The sequence below is a fragment of the Eisenbergiella tayi genome (assembly GCF_001881565.1).
Taxonomy (GTDB): domain Bacteria; phylum Bacillota; class Clostridia; order Lachnospirales; family Lachnospiraceae; genus Eisenbergiella; species Eisenbergiella tayi.
The window spans coordinates 26,839-46,238 of record NZ_MPDJ01000010.1 but is presented as its reverse complement, the minus strand read 5'-3'; the positions used below and the strand labels follow the sequence as shown (position 1 = coordinate 46,238).

Sequence of the window (19,400 nt, the reverse complement as noted above, 5' to 3'; positions counted from 1 at the left end):
ACCGACGGGAGTGGATTGCCATGGCAGAACCGATGACAATGGATGAAAAAATAAAGAGAATCAATGAACTGTACCATAAATCCCAGGCGGAAGGCCTGAGCGCGGAAGAAAAGGATGAGCAGGCCCGGCTGCGTAAGGAATATATCAACAGTGTAAAAGTTAATCTGCGCTCTCAGCTGAATAACATTAATATCCAGAATGAAGACGGCTCCATCACCAACCTGGGGAAAAAGAATGCTGAATAAAAAGGAATGCCGCAAAGAAGCATTGTGCAGACGGTCCGGAATGACCATGGAGGAACGGACCGATGCGGGCCGGCGGATCGCCGGGCTGCTTTTTGCCGACAGGGCCTACCGGAATGCGGAGCGGATACTGATATATGCTTCTTACCGGGATGAGGTGCCGACCTATGAAATCATGGAACAGGCCTGGAGGGACGGAAAGCAGGTTTTCTGTCCTAAAATAGAAGATAGCCCAGAGCCGGAAACCACGGCGGGCGGGAAAAAGAAAACAATGACCTTTTACCGGGTATTCTGCAGGGATGAACTGGTGAAAGGATACCAGGGAATCCCGGAACCGGGAATAACGGAAGGAAGAAGCTGGGAAGGAAGCTCCGGGAAGGATTTGATACTCATGCCCGGAACCGCTTTTGACAGGGAGCGGCGCAGGCTGGGTTACGGAGGAGGCTTTTATGATCAATTTCTCCAAAATGCCTGTTCTGCGGTAAAAATAGCTGTCTGTTTTAACTGCCAGGTGCTTCCGGAACTGCCTGAGGAAGAAACCGATGTACGCCCGGACCGTATTCTGACAGAAGAGGGATGGATTTAGATCAGCCGGTAAGGCGGAAGGTGAGGGAAATGTATGGATCTGACTGAAATGGGAAGAGCGGCCGTCGCTGCAAAATATGAAGTACAGAAAATGACTGCTGAGGATAAGAATGCCTCTCTGAAGGCTGTTGCTGAAGGGCTGCTCCGTGATAAGGCCGCTATTCTTGCCGCCAATGCACGGGATGTGGAACGAGCGGAGAGGGGCGGCATGCATCCGGGAATGGTGGACAGGCTGAGGCTGACGGATGCCAGAATGGAAGCCATGGCGGAAGGCCTGCTTCAGATTTGCGGTCTTCCGGATCCGCTGGGAGAGGTGCTTGAACATTTTACCCGTCCCAATGGGCTGGAAATCGAAAAACGCCGCGTCCCCCTGGGAGTGATCGGCATTATTTACGAATCCCGTCCCAATGTTACGGGAGATGCCTTCGGGCTTTGTTTTAAAGCGGGAAACGCCTGTATACTGAAGGGCGGAAGCGATGCCATTGACTCGAATACAGCCATCACGGAAAGCATCCGGAGATCCCTTACGGAAGCCGGGGCCTGTGCGGATGCCATCCAATTGATTACAGACACAGACCGGGAAACCACTTCCCGTTTCATGAAATTAAATGAATATGTGGATGTGCTGATTCCCAGAGGCGGTGCCGGCCTTATCCGTGCCGTAGTGGAAAACAGTACGGTGCCGGTGATTGAAACAGGTACGGGGAACTGCCATATTTACGTGGATGAATTCGCGGATATGGAAAAGGTGATCCCCATTATACTGAATGCCAAAACCCAGCGTATCGGGGTATGCAACGCCTGTGAATCCCTTGTGATACATGAAAAAATCAGGGAAAAAATCATGCCTGCGCTTGCCGAAGCGCTTCAGCAGGCGAACGTGAAGATCAAAGGAGACGAACGGACATTGCTTTGTGTGCCGGGAGCGGTTCCTGCCGCGCAGGAGGATTTCGGAAAAGAATATCTGGATTATATCCTTTCCGTAAAGACCGTGGACAGTTTGGATGAGGCAATTGCCCATATTAACCGTTATAATACCGGGCATTCCGATTCCATTCTCACGGAAAATGCGGAAAATGCAGAGCGGTTTTTAAATGAGGTCGATTCTGCCTGCGTTTATGTGAACGCCTCCACCCGTTTTACCGATGGTTTTGAATTCGGCTTCGGGGCTGAGATCGGCATCAGCACCCAGAAACTCCATGCAAGAGGACCTATGGGGCTGAAGGAGCTGACTACCTATAAATATGCAATACGAGGAAACGGCCAAATCCGGCCTTAACAGTCAAATACCCCGCCGCACGCGGGAAGGAAAGCAGCAGGAGGTTTAAATATGAGCACAGTAGTTGATAAATTTTTAAAATATGTAACAATCGATACCCAGTCGGACGAGGACAGCACCACCTCTCCCAGTACGGAAAAGCAAAAAGACCTGGCCCGTCTGCTGGTGGGAGAACTTAAGGAAATGGGCGCCTCTGATGTGAGGATGGATGAAGAGTACGGCTATGTATATGCCACCATTCCTTCCACTCTGAAGGAGGGAGGAAAAGAGGTTCCGGTTATCGGATTCATCGCCCATATGGATACTTCCCCGGCTGTAAGCGGTAAGGATGTCAAGCCCCGCATTGTGGAAAATTATGATGGGAAGGACATTGTCCTGAATCAGGAACTGAATATTATTCTTCCCGTTGAGGAAAATCCGGAGCTTCTGGAATATGAAGGGAAAAAGCTGATTGTTACGGATGGAACCACTCTTTTAGGCGCAGACGATAAAGCAGGAGTTGCGGAAATCATGACAATGGCCCAAACGCTGCTCGCCCATCCGGAAAAGGAACACGGCACCATCCGGATAGCCTTTACTCCTGATGAAGAAGTGGGAAGAGGGGTGGATCATTTTGACGTGGAAGGATTTCAGGCGGACTATGCCTATACTGTGGACGGCGGCGCGCTGGGAGAGCTGGAATACGAAAGCTTCAACGCGGCCGGTGCAAGGCTGCATGTCAATGGATACAGCGTACATCCGGGCAGTGCTAAAAATAAAATGCTGAATGCCATCCTGCTTGCCCAGGAGTTCCAGTCCCTTCTGCCGGTATTTGAAACCCCGGCGGCTACAGAAGGCTATGAAGGTTTTTATCATGCGGACAGAATGACAGGAACTGTAGAAAGTGCGCAGGTAGATTATATTATCCGTGATCATGCCAGAGAATTGTTTGAGAAGAAAAAAGCCTATTTCAGAGAGACCGCCGATTTCCTCAATAAGAAATATGGAAAAGAAATTTTCACTGTGGAAATGCAGGACAGCTACTACAATATGAAAGAAAAGATTTATCCGGAAAACGCCCATTTGATTGATACCGCTGTGAAAGCGATGGAAGAAGCCGGTGTTACGCCGCTCATCGCCCCCATTCGGGGAGGTACGGACGGCTCCAGGCTCTCCTTTATGGGTCTTCCCTGCCCTAATCTGTGTACCGGCGGAATGAATTACCATGGAAGATATGAATATGTATGTATAGAATCCATGGAAAAGTGCGTGGAAATAATTCTGAATATTATTTCGCTGTACGCGGAGCATGGCATCGAAAAGAAAATAAAGTAAGGAACAAAGGATGAATAACGAAAATTTAGATAACATACTGGAAAGCATTGACCTTTCTTCACAGCCGCCTCTTGAGGAGCCGGCCAGACAATATTACTTCCTGAAAAAATGCCGCGTTTTTGTGTCGGAGGAGGAAAAGAGGCTTGGCAGGAAGCTGACGGCCTGTGTGACCACCTTTGGCTGTCAGATGAACGCGAGAGATTCCGAAAAGCTTTCCGGCATTCTGGAGCAGGCGGGCTATCAGCTGACGGACAGTGAAGAAGCTGATTTTGATATCTATAATACCTGTACGGTCCGTGACAACGCGGACCAGAGGGTTTATGGACGCCTTGGACATTTGAACGGCCTTAAGAAAAAAAATCCGCATATGAAAATCGCCTTATGCGGCTGTATGATGCAGGAACCGGGAACCATTGAAAAAATCCGGAAAAGCTATCGCTTTGTGGATTTGATTTTTGGTACCCATAACATATATAAGTTTGCCGAGCTGCTGGCTTCTTCCTGGGAACAGCAGGGAATGATCGTCGATATCTGGCAGAATACGGATAAGATTGTAGAAGATCTGCCGGTAGAAAGAAAATATTCTTTTAAGTCTGGAATCAATATCATGTTTGGCTGCAACAATTTCTGCAGCTATTGTATTGTACCCTATGTAAGAGGGCGGGAGAGAAGCCGCAGCCCGAAGGATATCATTAAGGAAATCGAAAACCTGGTGGCAGACGGCGTGGTGGAAATCATGCTGCTCGGCCAGAATGTGAATTCCTTCGGCAAAAATCTGGAGGAGCCCATGAGCTTTGCCGGGCTGCTCCGGGAGGTGGAAAAAATAGACGGACTTCAGAGGATCCGTTTTATGACATCCCATCCCAAGGATCTATCAGATGAGCTGATTGAGGTAATGGCCGCCTCCTCCAAGATATGCCGGCACCTCCACCTTCCTCTGCAGTCAGGCTCCACCAGGATCCTGCAGGCCATGAACCGCCGGTATACCAAGGAGCAGTATCTGGAGCTTGTTGATAAAATCCGCACCGCCATGCCTGATATCGCTCTGACCACGGATATCATCGTAGGCTTTCCCGGTGAAACACCTGAGGATGTGGATGAAACAATAGATGTTATCAAAAAGGTTCAGTTTGACAATGCCTTTACTTTTATTTATTCCAAACGGACAGGGACTCCGGCCGCAGCCATGGAGAACCAGGTATCGGAGGAAGTGGTAAAGGAAGGCTTTGACAGGGTATTAAGGACGGTTCAGGAAACGGCAAGAGAGCGTGTGAGGCTGCTTTCAGGCCTGACTATGGAGGCTCTTGTGGAAGAACAGAACGAACAGGATTCCGCTTTGGTCACAGGCAGACTTTCTAACAATACATTGGTTCATTTCCCCGGAGATGCTTCCTTAATCGGCAGAATTGTGCCGGTATATCTGAAGGAATATAAAGGGTTTTATTTCCTTGGTGAAATGGCGGGAGGTGAGGGCTGATGTCCAAAGGCCTGAAAATCTGTCTCTGGATTGTCCTGGTTATGGATATCTTGACCTTTCTGTTTTATGGAAGGACCTTCCTGCTGGCAGATGCTTCTGCAGCAGCGGCCGGCATGATCCTTGAACTGATTCAGATTGCAGGTGTCAGCATCCTGTTGTTTAACCGTCGTAAGACAGGCTTTTATATAATTTGTTTGTCGGAAGTGGTTATCTTTGCGGTGAATGTTACGTTGTTCGGCAGCGATATCATCATGTCTCTCATAAATTCCGCAGTAGTTCCGCTGGCGGTTTACGCCTTTATGAAACCCTTCTGGAACACATGGCGGTAAAGAAAGACAGCCGGGAGCTTTTGCTCCCGGCCATATTGCTTTGAATAATGAATTTCTTATATCAGAACGATGTAAAGCAGAGTAAAAACAACGCTGATGACGAGGCTGATTGCCGAAACAATTACGCCTCCCAGTGCCAGTCCCGTATGCTGGCCTGTTTTTATCAGGCTTATAATCCCCATTATAAGGCCTGCTATACTGCATACGAGAGGGATAACGAGTATCCAGCAGAATATTCCGCCCATGATACCGAATACGAGCGAACATACGGCCAGGTTATCTTTTTTATGTTCCAGCTGGTTGATAACCACCGGCCCCTGATAACCCTGATATGGCTGATTATTTCCCTGGCCGGGATAAACGCCGCCCTGGGGATTGTTGTAATAAGGATTCTGCCCGCCAGGCATCTGGCCCGGCTGCGGCTGCCCGGGAACCGGAGCCCCCTGGGGATATTCGTTTTGAAAGCTTTGGTTATTATCAGGCTGATAATTATAATTATCCATTTAAATCATACTCCTATGTTCGATCAGGAAAGAAGGAAAGCAACGCCGATTCCCAAAGCAACCTGAAGAATGGAAGCGATGATGAAAGCGACTACGATGATACCATTTTTCTTCTTAAGAGCCAGGTTAAAATACATAACTCCGATAAGTACGCCAAGGCAGAGCCCCAGCCAGCTGTTCATCAAAAAGCCGAGCACACAGCTGATACCTGCGAGAACGGATACGTATACAGGCAGGCTGGCAATAGGCTGATAAGGTTCGCCGCTTCCCAGGTACCGGCCGTTAACAGCCAGGTCCACTTTATTTCCCATAACCACAAGACGGCACTGGGTTTCTCCGAAATTGATGGCATAATCGATCAGCTGAATAAACCAGTTAGATGATTTCAGCGGGTACTTCTGGCCGTCAACAAGAAGGCTGCGTCCCTTGTATTCAATAACATGATTCATTCCATCAGCTGCGGTTACCGTCCATTGTTTTTTCATTTTAATAATTCCTCCTCAGTCATTCATAAATAAGATATTAGAATTATGAAAGAATTCATGGAAATAAGCAACCCGATCGGAAAAAAATGCAGCCTTAGGGGAAAAATTTGCATATATTAACATCAGGAAGGAAATGAGGACTAGATATGGGTCTGGAAGAAATGTCCGTTATTATACTGACCAATGTTCTGGAATGCTATATATGGAACCTGTTTATGAGAAGCTTCTTCAATTACAGGGTTAACAGTACTGCGCAGCGTATTGGAATGAGAGCTGTTATTCTTATTTTCATGTCACTTGTCAATTGCGTGGGGAATGTTCCTGTCAATCTGGCAGGGACTGTTTTCATATACATGATATCAGCCCTTTATCTGTTCGAAGGAAACCGGAGACAGCTGCTGTACTTTAATATTATTGAGATCCTTATTGTTATTTTCTGTGAGGATATTGTAATAGGTGCCGGTTATGGAGGAAGATATATCATACCGGATATGAATGCCGGAAAATTCGTCGTGATACTTGCCGCCAAGCTGTTTGCGATTCTGCTGGTATATGCCGTTATCCGTCTCATGCAGGGAAGGCGGCAGAATAAAGAGGCTTCGGTCCCCCTCCCGTTTCTGCTGTGTCCGGCGTTATCCCTTCTGCTGATCCGGATTGTTTATCAGGTGACTCTTTATGCAGATGTGGCTGTTACGGCGGTGGAAAGGCTGATGCTGACGGTTATCTGTGCATTGCTCGCGGTCTTTAATATAGTGATTCTTGAAATCTATAACAGGAATGTGCAGATGCAGACCCAGATAACGGAACAGAAGCTTCTGCAGCAGAAGAACCGCATGGAGACAGAAAACTATGCCCAGCTGGAACGCGTCACCCAGAATTACCGACAGGTGCTGCACGATATTAACAGATATCTGAATACTCTCAGCTATCTGGCAGGAGAAAATCAGGACGATAAAATCCAGGAAATTGTCAGGGATATCCATGCTGATATCTCCAGGGCGGAGGAGACCCATTATTCCGCAAACGGCATATTGAATTTTATTCTGAATGAAAAAAAGCGAAGGGCTGATTCAAAGGGAATATCCATGGATATTTTTGTTGAACCAGGATTCCGGGCAGGAAATATAAAGGATTATGATTTTATCAGTATCATGAGCAATCTGCTGGATAATTCCCTGGAGGCTGGGGAACGATGTCCGGAAGGGGAACGGAGCATAGAACTCAAAATGTTCATGGATACCGATCGCAGCTATGCAGTTATCCGGCTGGAAAACAGCTGTATAAACAAAGCGGTCAGCGGTCAGGTCAGCGGTCAGGGAATATTCCTTACGGCAAAGGCGGATCGGACGCGTCACGGGATAGGCCTGAAGCATGTGAAAAAGCTGATAGAGAGCAATCACGGCCTCATAGATTTTGATGTACATACAAATACCTTTTGTGTAACGGTCTGTCTGTCCGTTCCGCCCCGTCAGGCGGGCTGAGGATGGGTATCGGGAAAAGGGAAAGGAAAGGGAAAATGATGTGGAAACGGAGCTTAAGGTAGCGGTTTGTGATGATTCCCAGGCTGACAGGAATATTTTGTCCCAGCTTGTGAAAAAGACCGCTGATGATATGGGAATACCTGTACATATTCAGGAATATTCTTCCGGTGAGAATTTGATGGAGGATATTCTTTCAGAACATGATATTCTCTTTCTGGATATCCAGATGGAAGGAATGGACGGACAGGAGACTGCCTTCGCTTTCCGAAGCCAGAACAGGAATGCCGTATTGGTTTTTGTTACCGGAGTGGCTGTCCCCACGCCGGAAATGTTTAAGGTCTATCCCTATCGTTATCTCCTGAAACAGGAGCTGCTTTCCAAAGGACGGGAGGATATGTCCGCCATTTTGAAAAAGGCGGCGGAACGGAAGAAGCATGTGTACCTCACGGCTTTTTATAAGGGAAAAATGATGCAGCTTGATACCGACAGAATCCTTTATATTTCCCTGAAAAAAAGAGGCTGTCAGATTTGGCTGAATCAGGAAAAAAACGAGTCTCCCATAAACTGTAATTCCCGTCTCGCCGATATTTATGCCGGCCTGGAGATGCATAATTTCGCCTATGCCCACAACAGTTATGTAGTAAACCTGAAATATGTGGCAAAAGTGGAGGGAAACCTGCTTGTTCTGATGGACGGGACAGCCCTCACGATCTCCCGGTCCCGCAAAGAAGAATTCCATAAAGCCTTCGCCCGCTATCTCGGAAATAAATATCCGAAAAAACAGTATGGCGTATAAAAATAATGAGTCGGCATACTTTTCTGAAAAATGAAACAATGTGTAACAGAAAAACATATGTCCGTTACGTGAGAACACTACTTTTTAGTAGTAAATGAAATAAAATTCATTTTTGTGCACCATTTTAACAAAAAGTGTGTTATAATGCATTTGTTGCATTCCGGATACAGGGATGCTGCATATTGTGGGTTGAGAATATAGTGCAGAGAACATTGGAGTAACAATTAATAAAAATTGTTTATTTGATATCATTCCCCCAAAATGTATTATCTATTCCAAGCTGTTGCATCAAATATTCTCAACAAACCCACATAGCTTCCGGGTTCAGGGAATGAGTAAGAAAGCAGTTTTGCCGATGTTGTGCAGAACTGTTTTTTATTATGCATTTTTAGGGATTCACACAGCGGGAAGGTATTGAGGACGGCGGGCGGATACATGGTGCCGGGCGGGGAAAACTGCTGTATACGACGTTTCTTACGATTTACATTTTAGCCAAATTGTGCTATATTTTATTGATGTACGTTTGCGGATTTTATTGGGAAATGCAAAGGAGAAACGTAAAACATGGCAGAAATGACGCCGATGATGCAGCAATATATGGAGACGAAAAGGCAGTATGCAGACTGTATTCTTTTCTATCGTCTCGGAGACTTCTACGAAATGTTTTTTGAGGATGCGCTTACGGTATCCAAAGAGCTTGAACTTACGCTTACCGGAAAGAACTGCGGCATGGAAGAACGCGCCCCCATGTGCGGCGTTCCTTATCATGCGGTGGAGGGCTATTTGAGCCGTCTTGTAAGCAAGGGGTATAAGGTTGCCATCTGTGAGCAGGTGGAGGATCCGAAGCTGGCAAAGGGGCTTGTCAAGCGGGAAGTGGTGCGTATAGTCACTCCCGGCACCAACCTGAATATCCAGTCCCTGGAAGAGAATAAAAATAATTTTCTCATGTGCATCGCTTATTTTGCGGGAAAAACCGGCATCTCTGTAGCAGATGTCACCACAGGCGATTATCTTTTGACAGAGGTTGAGGATAACAGGAAGCTGCTGGATGAAATTATGAAATACATGCCCTCGGAAATCATATGTAATGATGCTTTTCTGGTCAGCGGCGTGGAGCTTGAGGATCTGAAGGAGCGGCTGGGCATTGCCATATATTCTCTGGAGCCTCATTATTTTGATGATGATTTGTGCAGAAAGTGCCTCCTGAAGCATTTCGGGGTCAATTCCCTGTCGGGGCTTGGAGTGGATGAATTCCCTAATGGGGTCATAGCGGCCGGAGCACTTCTTTCCTATTTATATGATACTCAGAAAATACCGTTAAGCCATTTTACTCATATCGAGCCTTATCTTACAAACCGCTATATGCTTTTGGACAGTTCCACCAGAAGGAATCTGGAGCTTACCGAAACTCTCCGGGAGAAGCAAAAGAGAGGCTCCCTTCTCTGGGTACTGGATAAAACCAAAACAGCCATGGGGGCAAGAATGCTGCGCAGCTTCCTGGAGCAGCCGCTGATACATAAAACGGAAATGGAAGAACGGCTGGATGCAGTTGAGGCCTTCTGCAATAATCCTCTTGCGAGGGATGAGCTGAGGGAATATCTGAATCCCATCTATGACCTGGAAAGACTGTTGGGAAAGGTAAGCTATAAGACGGCTAACCCCAGGGATTTGATCGCTTTCCGCAATTCCATGGAAATGCTGCCTCATATCAAAACCGTATTAAAGGAGCTGCCCGGTGCGGCCAACCAGAAAATAGAAGAAGAAATTGACGGGCTCGAGGACCTTTTTGCGCTGATAGGGGAATCCATAGAAGAGGAACCGCCCATAACCATCCGGGAGGGCGGTATGATCCGGGAAGGGTATAATGAAGACATTGATACCTTGCGCAGGGCCAAGACGGAAGGAAAGAACTGGCTTGCGGATTTGGAAAATACAGAAAGAGAACGAACCGGGATCAAGAACCTCCGGGTAAAATACAACAAGGTATTCGGCTATTATCTGGAAGTGACCAAATCCTATCTGAACATGGTCCCTGAGGATTATGTCAGGAAACAGACTCTTACCAATGCGGAACGTTATACCACCCCGCGTCTTAAAGAGCTTGAGGATACGATCTTAAATGCCGAGGACAAGCTTTGTACCCTGGAATATGATTTGTTCTGTGAAATCAGAGATCAGATAGCGGGTGAAATCGAAAGGATCCAGACAACGGCAAAGGCCGTGGCAAGACTGGATGTTTTCTGTTCTTTTTCCCTGGTGGCGGAGCAGAACCAGTATACCAGGCCCAAGTTGAACGAAAAGGGACTGATACACATAAAAGACGGCCGCCATCCGGTGGTGGAAAAAATGATTGAGCATGATATGTTCATCCCCAATGACACTCATCTGGACAACAATACCCGTCAGATTGCTGTTATTACAGGCCCCAACATGGCGGGAAAATCCACATATATGCGGCAGACTGCGCTTATCGTGCTCATGGCGCAGATCGGAAGCTTTGTTCCTGCAAGGCAGGCCGATATCGGAATCGTGGATCGTATTTTTACCCGTGTGGGGGCATCGGATGATCTGGCAAGCGGTCAGAGTACCTTTATGGTGGAAATGAGTGAGGTGGCTAATATTCTGCGTAATGCCACCAGAAACAGCCTTCTGATACTTGATGAGATCGGCAGGGGTACCTCGACCTTTGACGGACTCAGCATTGCGTGGGCGGTGATTGAGCATATCAGCAACAGGAAGCTGCTGGGTGCCAAGACTCTGTTTGCAACCCACTATCACGAGCTGACTGAGCTGGAAGGCAAAATGAGCAATGTAAACAATTATTGTATCGCCGTAAAGGAAAAGGGGGATGATATTGTTTTCCTCCGTAAAATCATCAAAGGCGGCGCGGATAAGAGTTACGGAATTCAGGTGGCCAGACTGGCAGGCGTCCCGGATTTGGTCATTGACCGGGCCAAGGAAATTGTGGAACAGCTGAGTGACAACGACATAACCGAAAAGGTGCAGAGCATATCCATAGCGGAAAACAATGCCCCTTCCAAAAAGCAGGAGCATTATGATGAACTGGATCTGGATCAGATATCCCTGTTTGATACCGTTACGGACGCGGATGTGCTGGAAGAACTGAAGAATGTGGAAGTAAGCACTATGACCCCGCTGGATGCCCTCAATACATTGTACCGCCTGCAGAATAAACTGAAAAACAGATGGTAAATGATAAAAAGGCAAGGCTTTTGAAAGGAAAGGAAGCATAATATGGCGGAAATCATGCTGCTTGACAGCAGTACCATTGACAAAATTGCCGCCGGCGAAGTGGTGGAGCGCCCCTCCAGCGTGGTAAAAGAGCTGGTGGAGAACGCCATGGACGCAGGCGCCAGGGCGGTGACTGTGGAAATAAAAGAAGGGGGCTGCTCCTTCATCCGTGTGACAGATAATGGCGGCGGAATCGAAAAAGAACAGGTACGGAAAGCTTTTTTCCGGCATGCCACCAGTAAAATCCGTACCGTAGAGGATCTGTACCAGGTAAAAAGCCTCGGCTTCAGGGGAGAGGCTCTTTCCAGCATAGCGGCGGTTTCCATGGTGGAGCTGATAACCAAGACCAGGGATGAACTGACCGGAATCCATTACCGTCTTGAGGGCGAAAAGGAACGGGAATTTTCAGAGGTGGGAGCGCCAGAGGGCACCACCATCATTGTGAGGGAATTATTTTTCAATACGCCCGTAAGGAAAAAATTCCTGAAATCTTATGCCACGGAAGGAAGCTATATTTCTGACCTGATGGAGCATATGGCACTTTCCCGTCCGGAAGTTGCCTTCCAGTTTATGATGAACGGGCAGGTTCGTTTTCATACCTCCGGGAACGGGGATATCAGAGAGATTCTGTACCGTATCTATGGCCGGGAAATCATAAAGGAGCTGATTCCGTTTTCAGCACAGGCAGAGGGCCTGCAGATAGAAGGCTTCCTGGGAAGCCCGTCTGTTGTGCGTTCCAACAGGAACTTTGAGTTCTTCTTTGTAAACGGACGTTATATTAAGAGCCCTTTGCTCTCCAAAGGGCTGGAGGCAGGATATAAGGCATATCTGATGCAGCATAAATTCCCCTTTGCACTGCTTCATTTTACAATTGATCCGGATCGGATTGATGTGAATGTACATCCTTCCAAAATGGAGATCCGGTTCCATGATCAGCCCGGCCTTTATGCCTTTCTGGAAGAAAAAGTGCGGGAAGCACTCAGACGCAGGGAAATGATTCCGGATGTGACGCTGGAAGACAGGAAGGAAACGAAAAAGGGGCCGGATAAAGGGGCGGCGAATAAAGAAGGTCTGGATAAAGAAATTCTGAATAAGGAAACTCTAAGTAACGAGACTCCGAATAAAGAAGCCGCTTCGGCTTATGTTCCCAGGCCCATGAGGCCGGTTGCTGAACAGCCTTCAACAGTGAATTCGGAAAGCCCCCAAAATCCAACGGAAGCAGAAGCCGCTGCAATGCCTGCGGCAGCTCCTGCGCTCCATGCGGCAGAAAAACAACCGGAGGCCATCATTCAGGCTGAAATAAAAAATCCTGCGCCGGAAGTGCCGGAGACATCGTTTCAGCCGGAGCAGACGGAAGAACCATCACTGTCAAGCCTCCCAGCCTCTGTCCAACCAGAAAACGAGGAAAAAGCCGAAGTCGCTGTCCATTCGGAAAACCAGGAAAAAGCCGAAGCCTCTGTTCAATCGGAAGCTCCCGAAAGCTCCCCGGCACCGTCCGTCCGCATCAGGCCGGAGGCTCCGCAGCCATTTGAAACAAGACGTTTAAGCCAGATGCTTAGGGAAGAGGAAGGCCTGTACCAGGTACAGGATGTCAAACAGATGGAGCTTTTTGAAGAAAAGCTTCTGACAAAGGAAGCGGTGCAAAGCTTCCGGATACTCGGTCAGGTGTTCGATACCTACTGGCTGGCTCAGTATGAGGATAAGCTGCTTTTTATTGATCAGCATGCGGCCCACGAAAAGGTGAAGTATGAAGCCCTGATCAACAAGATGAAAACCGGGACAGTGGACAGCCAGATGCTCACTCCGCCGATTGTCCTGAACCTCTCAGCCAGGGAAGCCCATCTGCTGGAGCGCTATGAGTCCTATTTTGCACAGATGGGCTTTGAGATAGATGAGTTCGGCGGCAATGCCTATACGGTCCGTTCGGTCCCCTGTGACCTGTACGGTCATTACGAAAAGGAGTTCATTGAAGCTATCCTGGATGAACTGGAAGAAGAGCCGCCTCATGGAACCCCTTCCGTTATTGCGGAAAAGCTGGCTTCTATGGCATGTAAATCCGCGGTAAAGGGGAATCATACCATGTCCTTCAGGGAAATGGAGGCTTTGCTGGATCAGCTGCTGAAGCTGGAAAATCCGTATCATTGCCCTCATGGAAGGCCTACTATCATAACAATGAGTAAGTATGAGCTGGAAAAGAAGTTTAAAAGAATTATATAAAAGTACGATTGGAGAAGGCAAATGGAAGAGAAAGAACCTCTCATCATTCTGACCGGACCTACCGCGGTAGGAAAGACAGACCTTTCTCTGAAGCTGGCGAAAAGGGTGGACGGGGAAATTATCTCTGCAGATTCCATGCAGGTATACCGGCAGATGGATATCGGATCCGCAAAAATTAAAAGCCGGGATATGCAGGGAATCCCCCATCACCTGATCGATATTATGGAGCCGGAAGAAGAATTTAATGTGGTCACCTTTCAGCAGCTGGCGAAGAAAGCCATTGCGGATATCAGGGAAAGAGGGAGAATCCCGATCATTACAGGAGGAACCGGATTTTATATCCAGTCTGTGCTGTATGATATTGATTTTACGGAAAACCCGGAGGATACCACCTGCAGGGAAAAGCTGGAACAGGCTGCCGATGAAAAAGGCCCGGAATATCTTCATAAAATGCTGGCTGCCGTGGATAAGGAATCGGCAGAGCAGATCCATGCCAACAATGTGAAACGGGTAATCCGCGCTCTGGAATTCTATATGCAGACAGGTAAAAAAATATCCCAGCATAACGAACAGGAACGCAAAAGGCAGGCCGCATATAATGCCTGCTATTTTGTCCTGGATGATAAGAGAGAGGCCATATATGACCGTATCGATAAACGAGTGGATAAAATGCTTCAGGAAGGCCTTGTGGAGGAAGTGAAAAAGCTCAGGGAGCGCGGATGCCGCCGGGATATGGTTTCCATGCAGGGACTGGGCTATAAGGAAATTTTAGGCTTCCTGGAAGACGAATATGATTTGGAAAGGGCTGTTTACCTGATCAAGAGAGATACCCGCCATTTTGCCAAAAGGCAGCTTACCTGGTTCAGGAGGGAGCGGGATGTGATATGGGTGGAAAAACCGGAATTTGATTCCGAAGAAGATATCCTTCTCTTTATGCTGGAAAAATGCAGGGAAAAACAAATGCCTTTAAAAATATAAAAGTGTCTGTGGAAGGATTGGAATACACAGCACAAAGGGAGACAAGATGAACGAAAGCAATATTTCTGATTTTTACCGTGAAATGGGAATTTCCGGACAGGTATACCATTTTGGACAGCAAATACTGGAAGAACTGGAAGGCCGGTTTAAAAAAATCGATGAAACCGCGGAATATAACCAGATGAAGGTGCTCAAGGCCCTGCAGGAAAACAAGGTCAGCGAAGCCTGCCTGCTGGGAACCACCGGATATGGCTATAATGATTTGGGAAGAGAAACGCTGGAGGCGGTTTATGCCGCAGTTTTTCATACACAGGACGCTCTTGTACGCCCGCAGATAACCTGCGGCACCCATGCGCTTGCGCTTGCTCTTATGAGCAACCTTCGTCCCGGGGATGAACTGCTGTCTCCCGTGGGCAAGCCCTATGATACGCTGGAAGAGGTTATCGGTATCCGTCCATCCAGGGGGTCCCTGAAGGAGTATGGGATCAGCTATCGGCAGGTGGACCTGCTGCCGGACGGCGGATTTGATTATGAAAATATAGCTCTCGCCCTGAATGAACGTACCCGGGTGGTTACCATCCAGCGTTCCAAAGGCTATCAGACGCGGCCCACATTATCGGTGGAACGGATAGGGGAGCTGATCGCCTTTATAAAGAAGCAGAAGCCGGATGTTATCTGCATGGTGGATAACTGTTACGGAGAATTTGTGGAACGTACAGAGCCTTCTGATGTGGGGGCCGATATGTGCGTGGGCTCTCTGATCAAGAATCCGGGAGGAGGCCTGGCCCCCATCGGCGGTTATATTGCAGGGACTAAAGAATGTGTGGAAAATGCCGCATGCAGGCTCACATCCCCCGGACTCGGAAAAGAAGTGGGCGCTTCGCTTGGAATCCTGCCTCAGTTCTACCAGGGACTTTTTCTTGCGCCTACCGTTACGGCCAGCGCACTGAAGGGAGCTGTGTTTGCCGCCAACGTTTATGAGCGTCTGGGACTCCGGGTAATCCCTGACGGCAGGGAAAGTCGGCATGATATCATCCAGGCGATAACCTTCGGCACTCCGGAGGGGCTGATCGCATTCTGTGAGGGTATTCAGGCGGCAGCTCCGGTGGACAGTTATGTAAGGCCCGAGCCCTGGGATATGCCCGGTTATGACAGCCAGGTAATTATGGCCGCGGGAGCCTTTGTATCCGGTTCTTCCATTGAACTGAGCGCGGACGGACCTTTAAAACCTCCCTACACCGCTTATTTCCAGGGGGGCCTTACCTGGCCGCACGTAAAATTCGGCATCATGAAATCCCTGCAGTATTGTGTGGAGGCGAAAGCCGTCCAATTGCCGTAATTAAACAGATCTTCTCCTGCCGATTACGGTAAAGGGGTGTCGATCGCTGTCGGATAGGGCGAAATTTTTTACTTTTAGATTCTATACACAGATCTGGAAGTATGCTAATATAGGTAATGTCAACAAATACAAAGGATGAATGAATGAAGAAAATGAAAAGTAAAAACGGATGGACCTGTTTGTTGCTCGTTTTGGCCGGAATCGTGCTGGGCGGCTTTATCGGAAGCCTGTTTCCTTCGAGTTTTATGAATTTCGGGCAGACCTTCGGGCTGACAAACCCGCTGATTCTGGATTTCGGAATTTTGAGTATCACCTTTGCTCTGACAATTAAAATTACAATCGCAAGCATACTGGGGATAGTGATTGCTTTGCTGATTTACCGCATTCTATAAGCTGTGAGGCCGGTATAAAGCCGGCTTTTAAGTATACATACAGACGGCGGTACCCGTGAGGAGCGTTCGGAATACGTGAAGAAACGGGGTAAAAAATGAATCAAAAGAACCAAAAAGAACCATGCTATGAAGAGATGAAGCCTTATGAAAAATTTCTTGCAACAGGGCCGGAGTCTCTTTCCGAAGCAGAACTGCTGGCCATTATTATCAGGACCGGCACCAGGAATATGGGCTCTCTGCAGCTTGCGGGGCAAATCCTGTCCCTGCCGAAGGGCCGGGATAAGGGACTTCTCGGGCTGCAGCACTTATCTGTTGCGGATTTATGCAGGGTAAATGGCATTGGCCAGGTCAAGGCAGTAAAAATCAAATGCATTATAGAACTGTCACGCAGGCTGTCCATGGCGGATACCCGTGACAGATTGCAGTTTACCAAACCGGAAACTGTGGCAGACTATTACATGAAGAGGATGCGGTACCTGGAGACAGAAGAAGTGATTCTTGTTATGACCGATAATAAGAACCGTATGATCTGTGACCGGGTATTATCCAAAGGGACCGTAAATTGTTCTCTGGTCTCACCCCGGGAGGTTTTCCGGGTGGCGCTTGAGTACCATGCCGTACATATCCTGCTGATACACAATCATCCCAGCGGCGACGCATCGCCCAGCAGGCAGGATATTGAAATTACAAAACATCTGGCTGAGCTTTGCGGCATGATGCAGCTTCCGCTGATCGATCATATCATCGTGGGAGATAACTGCTATGTAAGCTTCAGGGAATCCGGCCTGTTGAAATAAGGAAGGAGAAAATCATTTTGTCTACGAATGCTTTTGGAATCGATTTAGGTACGAGCAATATCAAGATTTACAGTGCGGCGGATGATAAGATCATGATTGAAAAAAACATGATAGCCGTACAGAACAAGAAGAACGTTTTCGCTTATGGGGATTCCGCTTATGAGATGTATGAAAAAGCCCCCGGAAACATTCATATTTCTTATCCGCTGTGCAACGGAGTCATTGCGGATATCAAGAATATGGAAACACTGATCCGTTTCTTTGTAACGGATATGTCCGGCGGAAATATTAAGCCGGCAGATTTTTATATTGCGGTACCCACGGATATCACGGAGGTGGAGAAGCGTGCATTTTATGATTTGATACGCGACGCCAACGTGAAGGCCCGCAAGATCATGGTGGTGGAAAAAGCCGTGGCAGACGGTCTGGGGCTGGATATCGACGTAAAGAATTCCCAGGGTGTTCTTGTAGTGAATGTTGGTTATGATACCACAGAAGTTTCTATTTTGTCTCTGGGAGGCATTGTGCTCAGCCGTCTGATCAAGACCGGCGGCCTTAAATTTGACGAGGCTATCCGCAGCACGGTCCGTAAGGAATTCGGCCTGCTCATCGGCGGCAAAACAGCGGAGGGGATCAAGAAGTCCCTTTCCGAGCTGGAGGAAGCCGGAGTCGGTGCGGAAGTGTTCGGAAGGGATATTGTTACCGGCCTTCCTGTTGAGCGTACTATCCCTACGGAACTTGTAGTATCCTGTCTGGAAGAGCATTTTGATACGATCATTGACAGTGTTAAAGTCATTCTGGAACGTACGCCTCCGGAATTGGGAGCGGATATTTACCGTCATGGAATTTATCTTACAGGCGGCGCATCCCAAATCAGCCATCTTGCGGAGAAGCTGGGTAAAAATACGGGCCTTCGTGTAAATGTGGCGGAGAAGCCGGTAGAAAGCGTTGTTATTGGCCTTTCCAAAGTTCTCAACGATGAAAACTATAAATCAGTTGCCTATGCGATTGAAGGGATGGGTAAATGAGTCCTGTAATAAAGAAAAAAAGAAATAAATTCACCCTGCCAAGTAAATACCTGCTGCTGATTTTGTCAGGTGTCTGTGTCGCCCTGATGCTTGTGACCTTTAAAACAGATTTGTTTGAAGGTCCGCTGCGGGCTGCTGCAGGGTATGTTGTAGTTCCCTTTCAGAAGGGAATCGCTTCCGTAGGCGGTTATCTTTATGACCGTGCTGAGGAAATGGGACAGCTGAAAAAGGTTCTTGCGGAGAACCAGGCGCTGAAGGATCAGGTGGACGCCCTTACCATGGAAAATGCACAGCTCCAGCAGGATAAATATGAGCTTACCAGCCTCAGGGAGCTCTACGAGATCGATAAGGCAACTTCGGAATATGAAAAGACAGGGGCGAGGGTGATCGCAAGCGATTCCAGCAACTGGTTTTATTCCTTTGTCATAGACAAAGGATCCGACGACGGCATACAGGTAGATATGAATGTTCTTGCCGGCAGTGGGCTGGCAGGAAGGGTGGTCAGTGTAGGCCCCAATTATGCCAGAGTGGTTTCCATTATTGCAGATAATGCCAATGTGTACGGCACGATCCTTTCCACCTCAGAAAATCTGATGGTTTCCGGAGATTTGCAGTCTGTTATGTCGGACGGCGTTATCCGTTTTGAACAGCTTTATGATAAGGAAAATAAAGTATCCGAAGGGGATAAGGTGGTCACTTCAAATATAAGCAATAAATATCTTCCCGGTATCCCTATCGGTTTTATCAGTTCCATTAGTACATCCTATAACAATATGACAAAATACGGCTATATCACACCGGCAGTGGATTTCCAGCATATCCAGGAGGTCCTGGTTATAATGGAATTAAAACAGCAGGTTACACAAGAGAAGCATTCCATGGATAAGGAATAGGAAGGAGAAGGCC

At 47.8% G+C, this 19,400-nt stretch carries 18 protein-coding genes; 16 read left to right on the top strand and 2 right to left on the bottom strand.

Annotated elements, in window-relative coordinates:
- The first annotated feature begins 20 nt into the window (after positions 1-20).
- The 6 genes from BLA28_RS27425 to BLA28_RS27400 are packed head-to-tail and all read left to right on the top strand — an operon-like array spanning position 21 to position 5,226.
- A complete protein-coding gene (locus tag BLA28_RS27425; protein ID WP_330385355.1) occupies positions 21-245 on the top strand; it encodes a DUF896 domain-containing protein in 225 nt (74 codons plus the stop codon).
- Entirely contained in the window at positions 235-828 is a 594-nt protein-coding gene (locus BLA28_RS27420) for a 5-formyltetrahydrofolate cyclo-ligase (RefSeq protein ID WP_069159465.1), read from the top strand. Before BLA28_RS27425 ends, BLA28_RS27420 begins: the two co-directional genes overlap by 11 nt.
- A gap of 33 nt (positions 829-861) precedes the next feature.
- Positions 862-2,106, top strand: a complete 1,245-nt coding sequence (locus BLA28_RS27415) for a glutamate-5-semialdehyde dehydrogenase (protein ID WP_069159464.1) — start codon at positions 862-864, stop codon at positions 2,104-2,106.
- A 51-nt stretch (positions 2,107-2,157) separates the two neighbouring features.
- On the top strand, positions 2,158-3,420 hold the full coding sequence (gene pepT / locus BLA28_RS27410) for a peptidase T (RefSeq protein WP_069159463.1): 1,263 nt from the start codon (positions 2,158-2,160) through the stop codon (positions 3,418-3,420).
- A 10-nt stretch (positions 3,421-3,430) separates the two neighbouring features.
- A complete protein-coding gene (miaB, locus tag BLA28_RS27405; RefSeq protein ID WP_069159462.1) occupies positions 3,431-4,897 on the top strand; it encodes a tRNA (N6-isopentenyl adenosine(37)-C2)-methylthiotransferase MiaB in 1,467 nt (488 codons plus the stop codon).
- Positions 4,897-5,226 (top strand): hypothetical protein, encoded by a 330-nt coding sequence (locus tag BLA28_RS27400; protein ID WP_009252784.1) that lies wholly within the window; start codon positions 4,897-4,899, stop codon positions 5,224-5,226. The genes miaB and BLA28_RS27400 overlap by 1 nt, the downstream gene beginning before the upstream one ends.
- Before the next feature lie 56 nt (positions 5,227-5,282).
- On the opposite strand, the gene BLA28_RS33255 is transcribed toward BLA28_RS27400, so the two are convergent.
- Positions 5,283-5,729: a DUF4190 domain-containing protein gene (locus BLA28_RS33255; RefSeq protein WP_081330235.1), complete on the bottom strand. Its 447-nt coding sequence runs from the start codon at positions 5,727-5,729 to the stop codon at positions 5,283-5,285.
- 23 nt (positions 5,730-5,752) lie between these two features.
- Positions 5,753-6,214 carry a hypothetical protein gene (locus tag BLA28_RS27390; RefSeq protein ID WP_009252782.1) on the bottom strand — a complete coding sequence of 154 codons (462 nt, stop codon included), beginning with the start codon at positions 6,212-6,214 and terminating at the stop codon, positions 5,753-5,755.
- Between the two features lie 146 nt (positions 6,215-6,360).
- Between BLA28_RS27390 and BLA28_RS27385 the strand changes: the two genes are divergently transcribed.
- The 10 genes from BLA28_RS27385 to mreC all read left to right on the top strand — a co-directional run bounded on the left by BLA28_RS27385 (position 6,361) and on the right by mreC (position 19,387).
- Positions 6,361-7,695, top strand: a complete 1,335-nt coding sequence (locus BLA28_RS27385; RefSeq protein ID WP_069159461.1) for a sensor histidine kinase — start codon at positions 6,361-6,363, stop codon at positions 7,693-7,695.
- A gap of 40 nt (positions 7,696-7,735) precedes the next feature.
- Positions 7,736-8,491 (top strand): LytR/AlgR family response regulator transcription factor, encoded by a 756-nt coding sequence (locus BLA28_RS27380; RefSeq protein ID WP_069159460.1) that lies wholly within the window; start codon positions 7,736-7,738, stop codon positions 8,489-8,491.
- A gap of 564 nt (positions 8,492-9,055) precedes the next feature.
- A complete protein-coding gene (mutS, locus tag BLA28_RS27375; RefSeq protein WP_069159459.1) occupies positions 9,056-11,704 on the top strand; it encodes a DNA mismatch repair protein MutS in 2,649 nt (882 codons plus the stop codon).
- Between the two features lie 42 nt (positions 11,705-11,746).
- Entirely contained in the window at positions 11,747-13,960 is a 2,214-nt protein-coding gene (gene mutL, locus BLA28_RS27370) for a DNA mismatch repair endonuclease MutL (protein WP_069159458.1), read from the top strand.
- A gap of 21 nt (positions 13,961-13,981) precedes the next feature.
- Positions 13,982-14,938, top strand: coding sequence for a tRNA (adenosine(37)-N6)-dimethylallyltransferase MiaA (miaA, locus tag BLA28_RS27365; protein WP_069159457.1), 957 nt, complete (start codon positions 13,982-13,984; stop codon positions 14,936-14,938).
- A gap of 46 nt (positions 14,939-14,984) precedes the next feature.
- Positions 14,985-16,277, top strand: a complete 1,293-nt coding sequence (locus tag BLA28_RS27360; RefSeq protein ID WP_069159456.1) for a methionine gamma-lyase family protein — start codon at positions 14,985-14,987, stop codon at positions 16,275-16,277.
- A gap of 152 nt (positions 16,278-16,429) precedes the next feature.
- Positions 16,430-16,669 carry a DUF4321 domain-containing protein gene (locus BLA28_RS27355; RefSeq protein WP_025484042.1) on the top strand — a complete coding sequence of 80 codons (240 nt, stop codon included), beginning with the start codon at positions 16,430-16,432 and terminating at the stop codon, positions 16,667-16,669.
- Positions 16,670-16,764: 95 nt separating this feature from the next.
- Positions 16,765-17,466: a RadC family protein gene (gene radC / locus BLA28_RS27350; RefSeq protein WP_025484043.1), complete on the top strand. Its 702-nt coding sequence runs from the start codon at positions 16,765-16,767 to the stop codon at positions 17,464-17,466.
- Between the two features lie 17 nt (positions 17,467-17,483).
- Entirely contained in the window at positions 17,484-18,494 is a 1,011-nt protein-coding gene (mreB, locus tag BLA28_RS27345) for a rod shape-determining protein (protein ID WP_009252773.1), read from the top strand.
- The gene (mreC, locus tag BLA28_RS27340) at positions 18,491-19,387 is read left to right on the top strand and encodes a rod shape-determining protein MreC (RefSeq protein ID WP_069159455.1); all 897 of its coding nucleotides are present in this window, start codon (positions 18,491-18,493) and stop codon (positions 19,385-19,387) included. Before mreB ends, mreC begins: the two co-directional genes overlap by 4 nt.
- Positions 19,388-19,400 lie beyond the last annotated feature (13 nt).

Excerpts from the sequence above, each read along its gene's own strand:
- BLA28_RS27425 (WP_330385355.1), top strand. The coding sequence starts at position 21 with ATGGCAGAACCGATGACAATGGATGAAAAAATAAAGAGAATCAATGAA.
- BLA28_RS27420 (WP_069159465.1), top strand. The coding sequence starts at position 235 with ATGCTGAATAAAAAGGAATGCCGCAAAGAAGCATTGTGCAGACGGTCC.
- BLA28_RS27415 (WP_069159464.1), top strand. The coding sequence starts at position 862 with ATGGATCTGACTGAAATGGGAAGAGCGGCCGTCGCTGCAAAATATGAA.
- pepT (WP_069159463.1), top strand. The coding sequence starts at position 2,158 with ATGAGCACAGTAGTTGATAAATTTTTAAAATATGTAACAATCGATACC.
- miaB (WP_069159462.1), top strand. The coding sequence starts at position 3,431 with ATGAATAACGAAAATTTAGATAACATACTGGAAAGCATTGACCTTTCT.
- BLA28_RS27400 (WP_009252784.1), top strand. The coding sequence starts at position 4,897 with ATGTCCAAAGGCCTGAAAATCTGTCTCTGGATTGTCCTGGTTATGGAT.
- BLA28_RS33255 (WP_081330235.1), bottom strand. The coding sequence starts at position 5,729 with ATGGATAATTATAATTATCAGCCTGATAATAACCAAAGCTTTCAAAAC.
- BLA28_RS27390 (WP_009252782.1), bottom strand. The coding sequence starts at position 6,214 with ATGAAAAAACAATGGACGGTAACCGCAGCTGATGGAATGAATCATGTT.
- BLA28_RS27385 (WP_069159461.1), top strand. The coding sequence starts at position 6,361 with ATGGGTCTGGAAGAAATGTCCGTTATTATACTGACCAATGTTCTGGAA.
- mutS (WP_069159459.1), top strand. The coding sequence starts at position 9,056 with ATGGCAGAAATGACGCCGATGATGCAGCAATATATGGAGACGAAAAGG.
- mutL (WP_069159458.1), top strand. The coding sequence starts at position 11,747 with ATGGCGGAAATCATGCTGCTTGACAGCAGTACCATTGACAAAATTGCC.
- miaA (WP_069159457.1), top strand. The coding sequence starts at position 13,982 with ATGGAAGAGAAAGAACCTCTCATCATTCTGACCGGACCTACCGCGGTA.
- BLA28_RS27360 (WP_069159456.1), top strand. The coding sequence starts at position 14,985 with ATGAACGAAAGCAATATTTCTGATTTTTACCGTGAAATGGGAATTTCC.
- BLA28_RS27355 (WP_025484042.1), top strand. The coding sequence starts at position 16,430 with ATGAAAAGTAAAAACGGATGGACCTGTTTGTTGCTCGTTTTGGCCGGA.
- radC (WP_025484043.1), top strand. The coding sequence starts at position 16,765 with ATGAATCAAAAGAACCAAAAAGAACCATGCTATGAAGAGATGAAGCCT.
- mreC (WP_069159455.1), top strand. The coding sequence starts at position 18,491 with ATGAGTCCTGTAATAAAGAAAAAAAGAAATAAATTCACCCTGCCAAGT.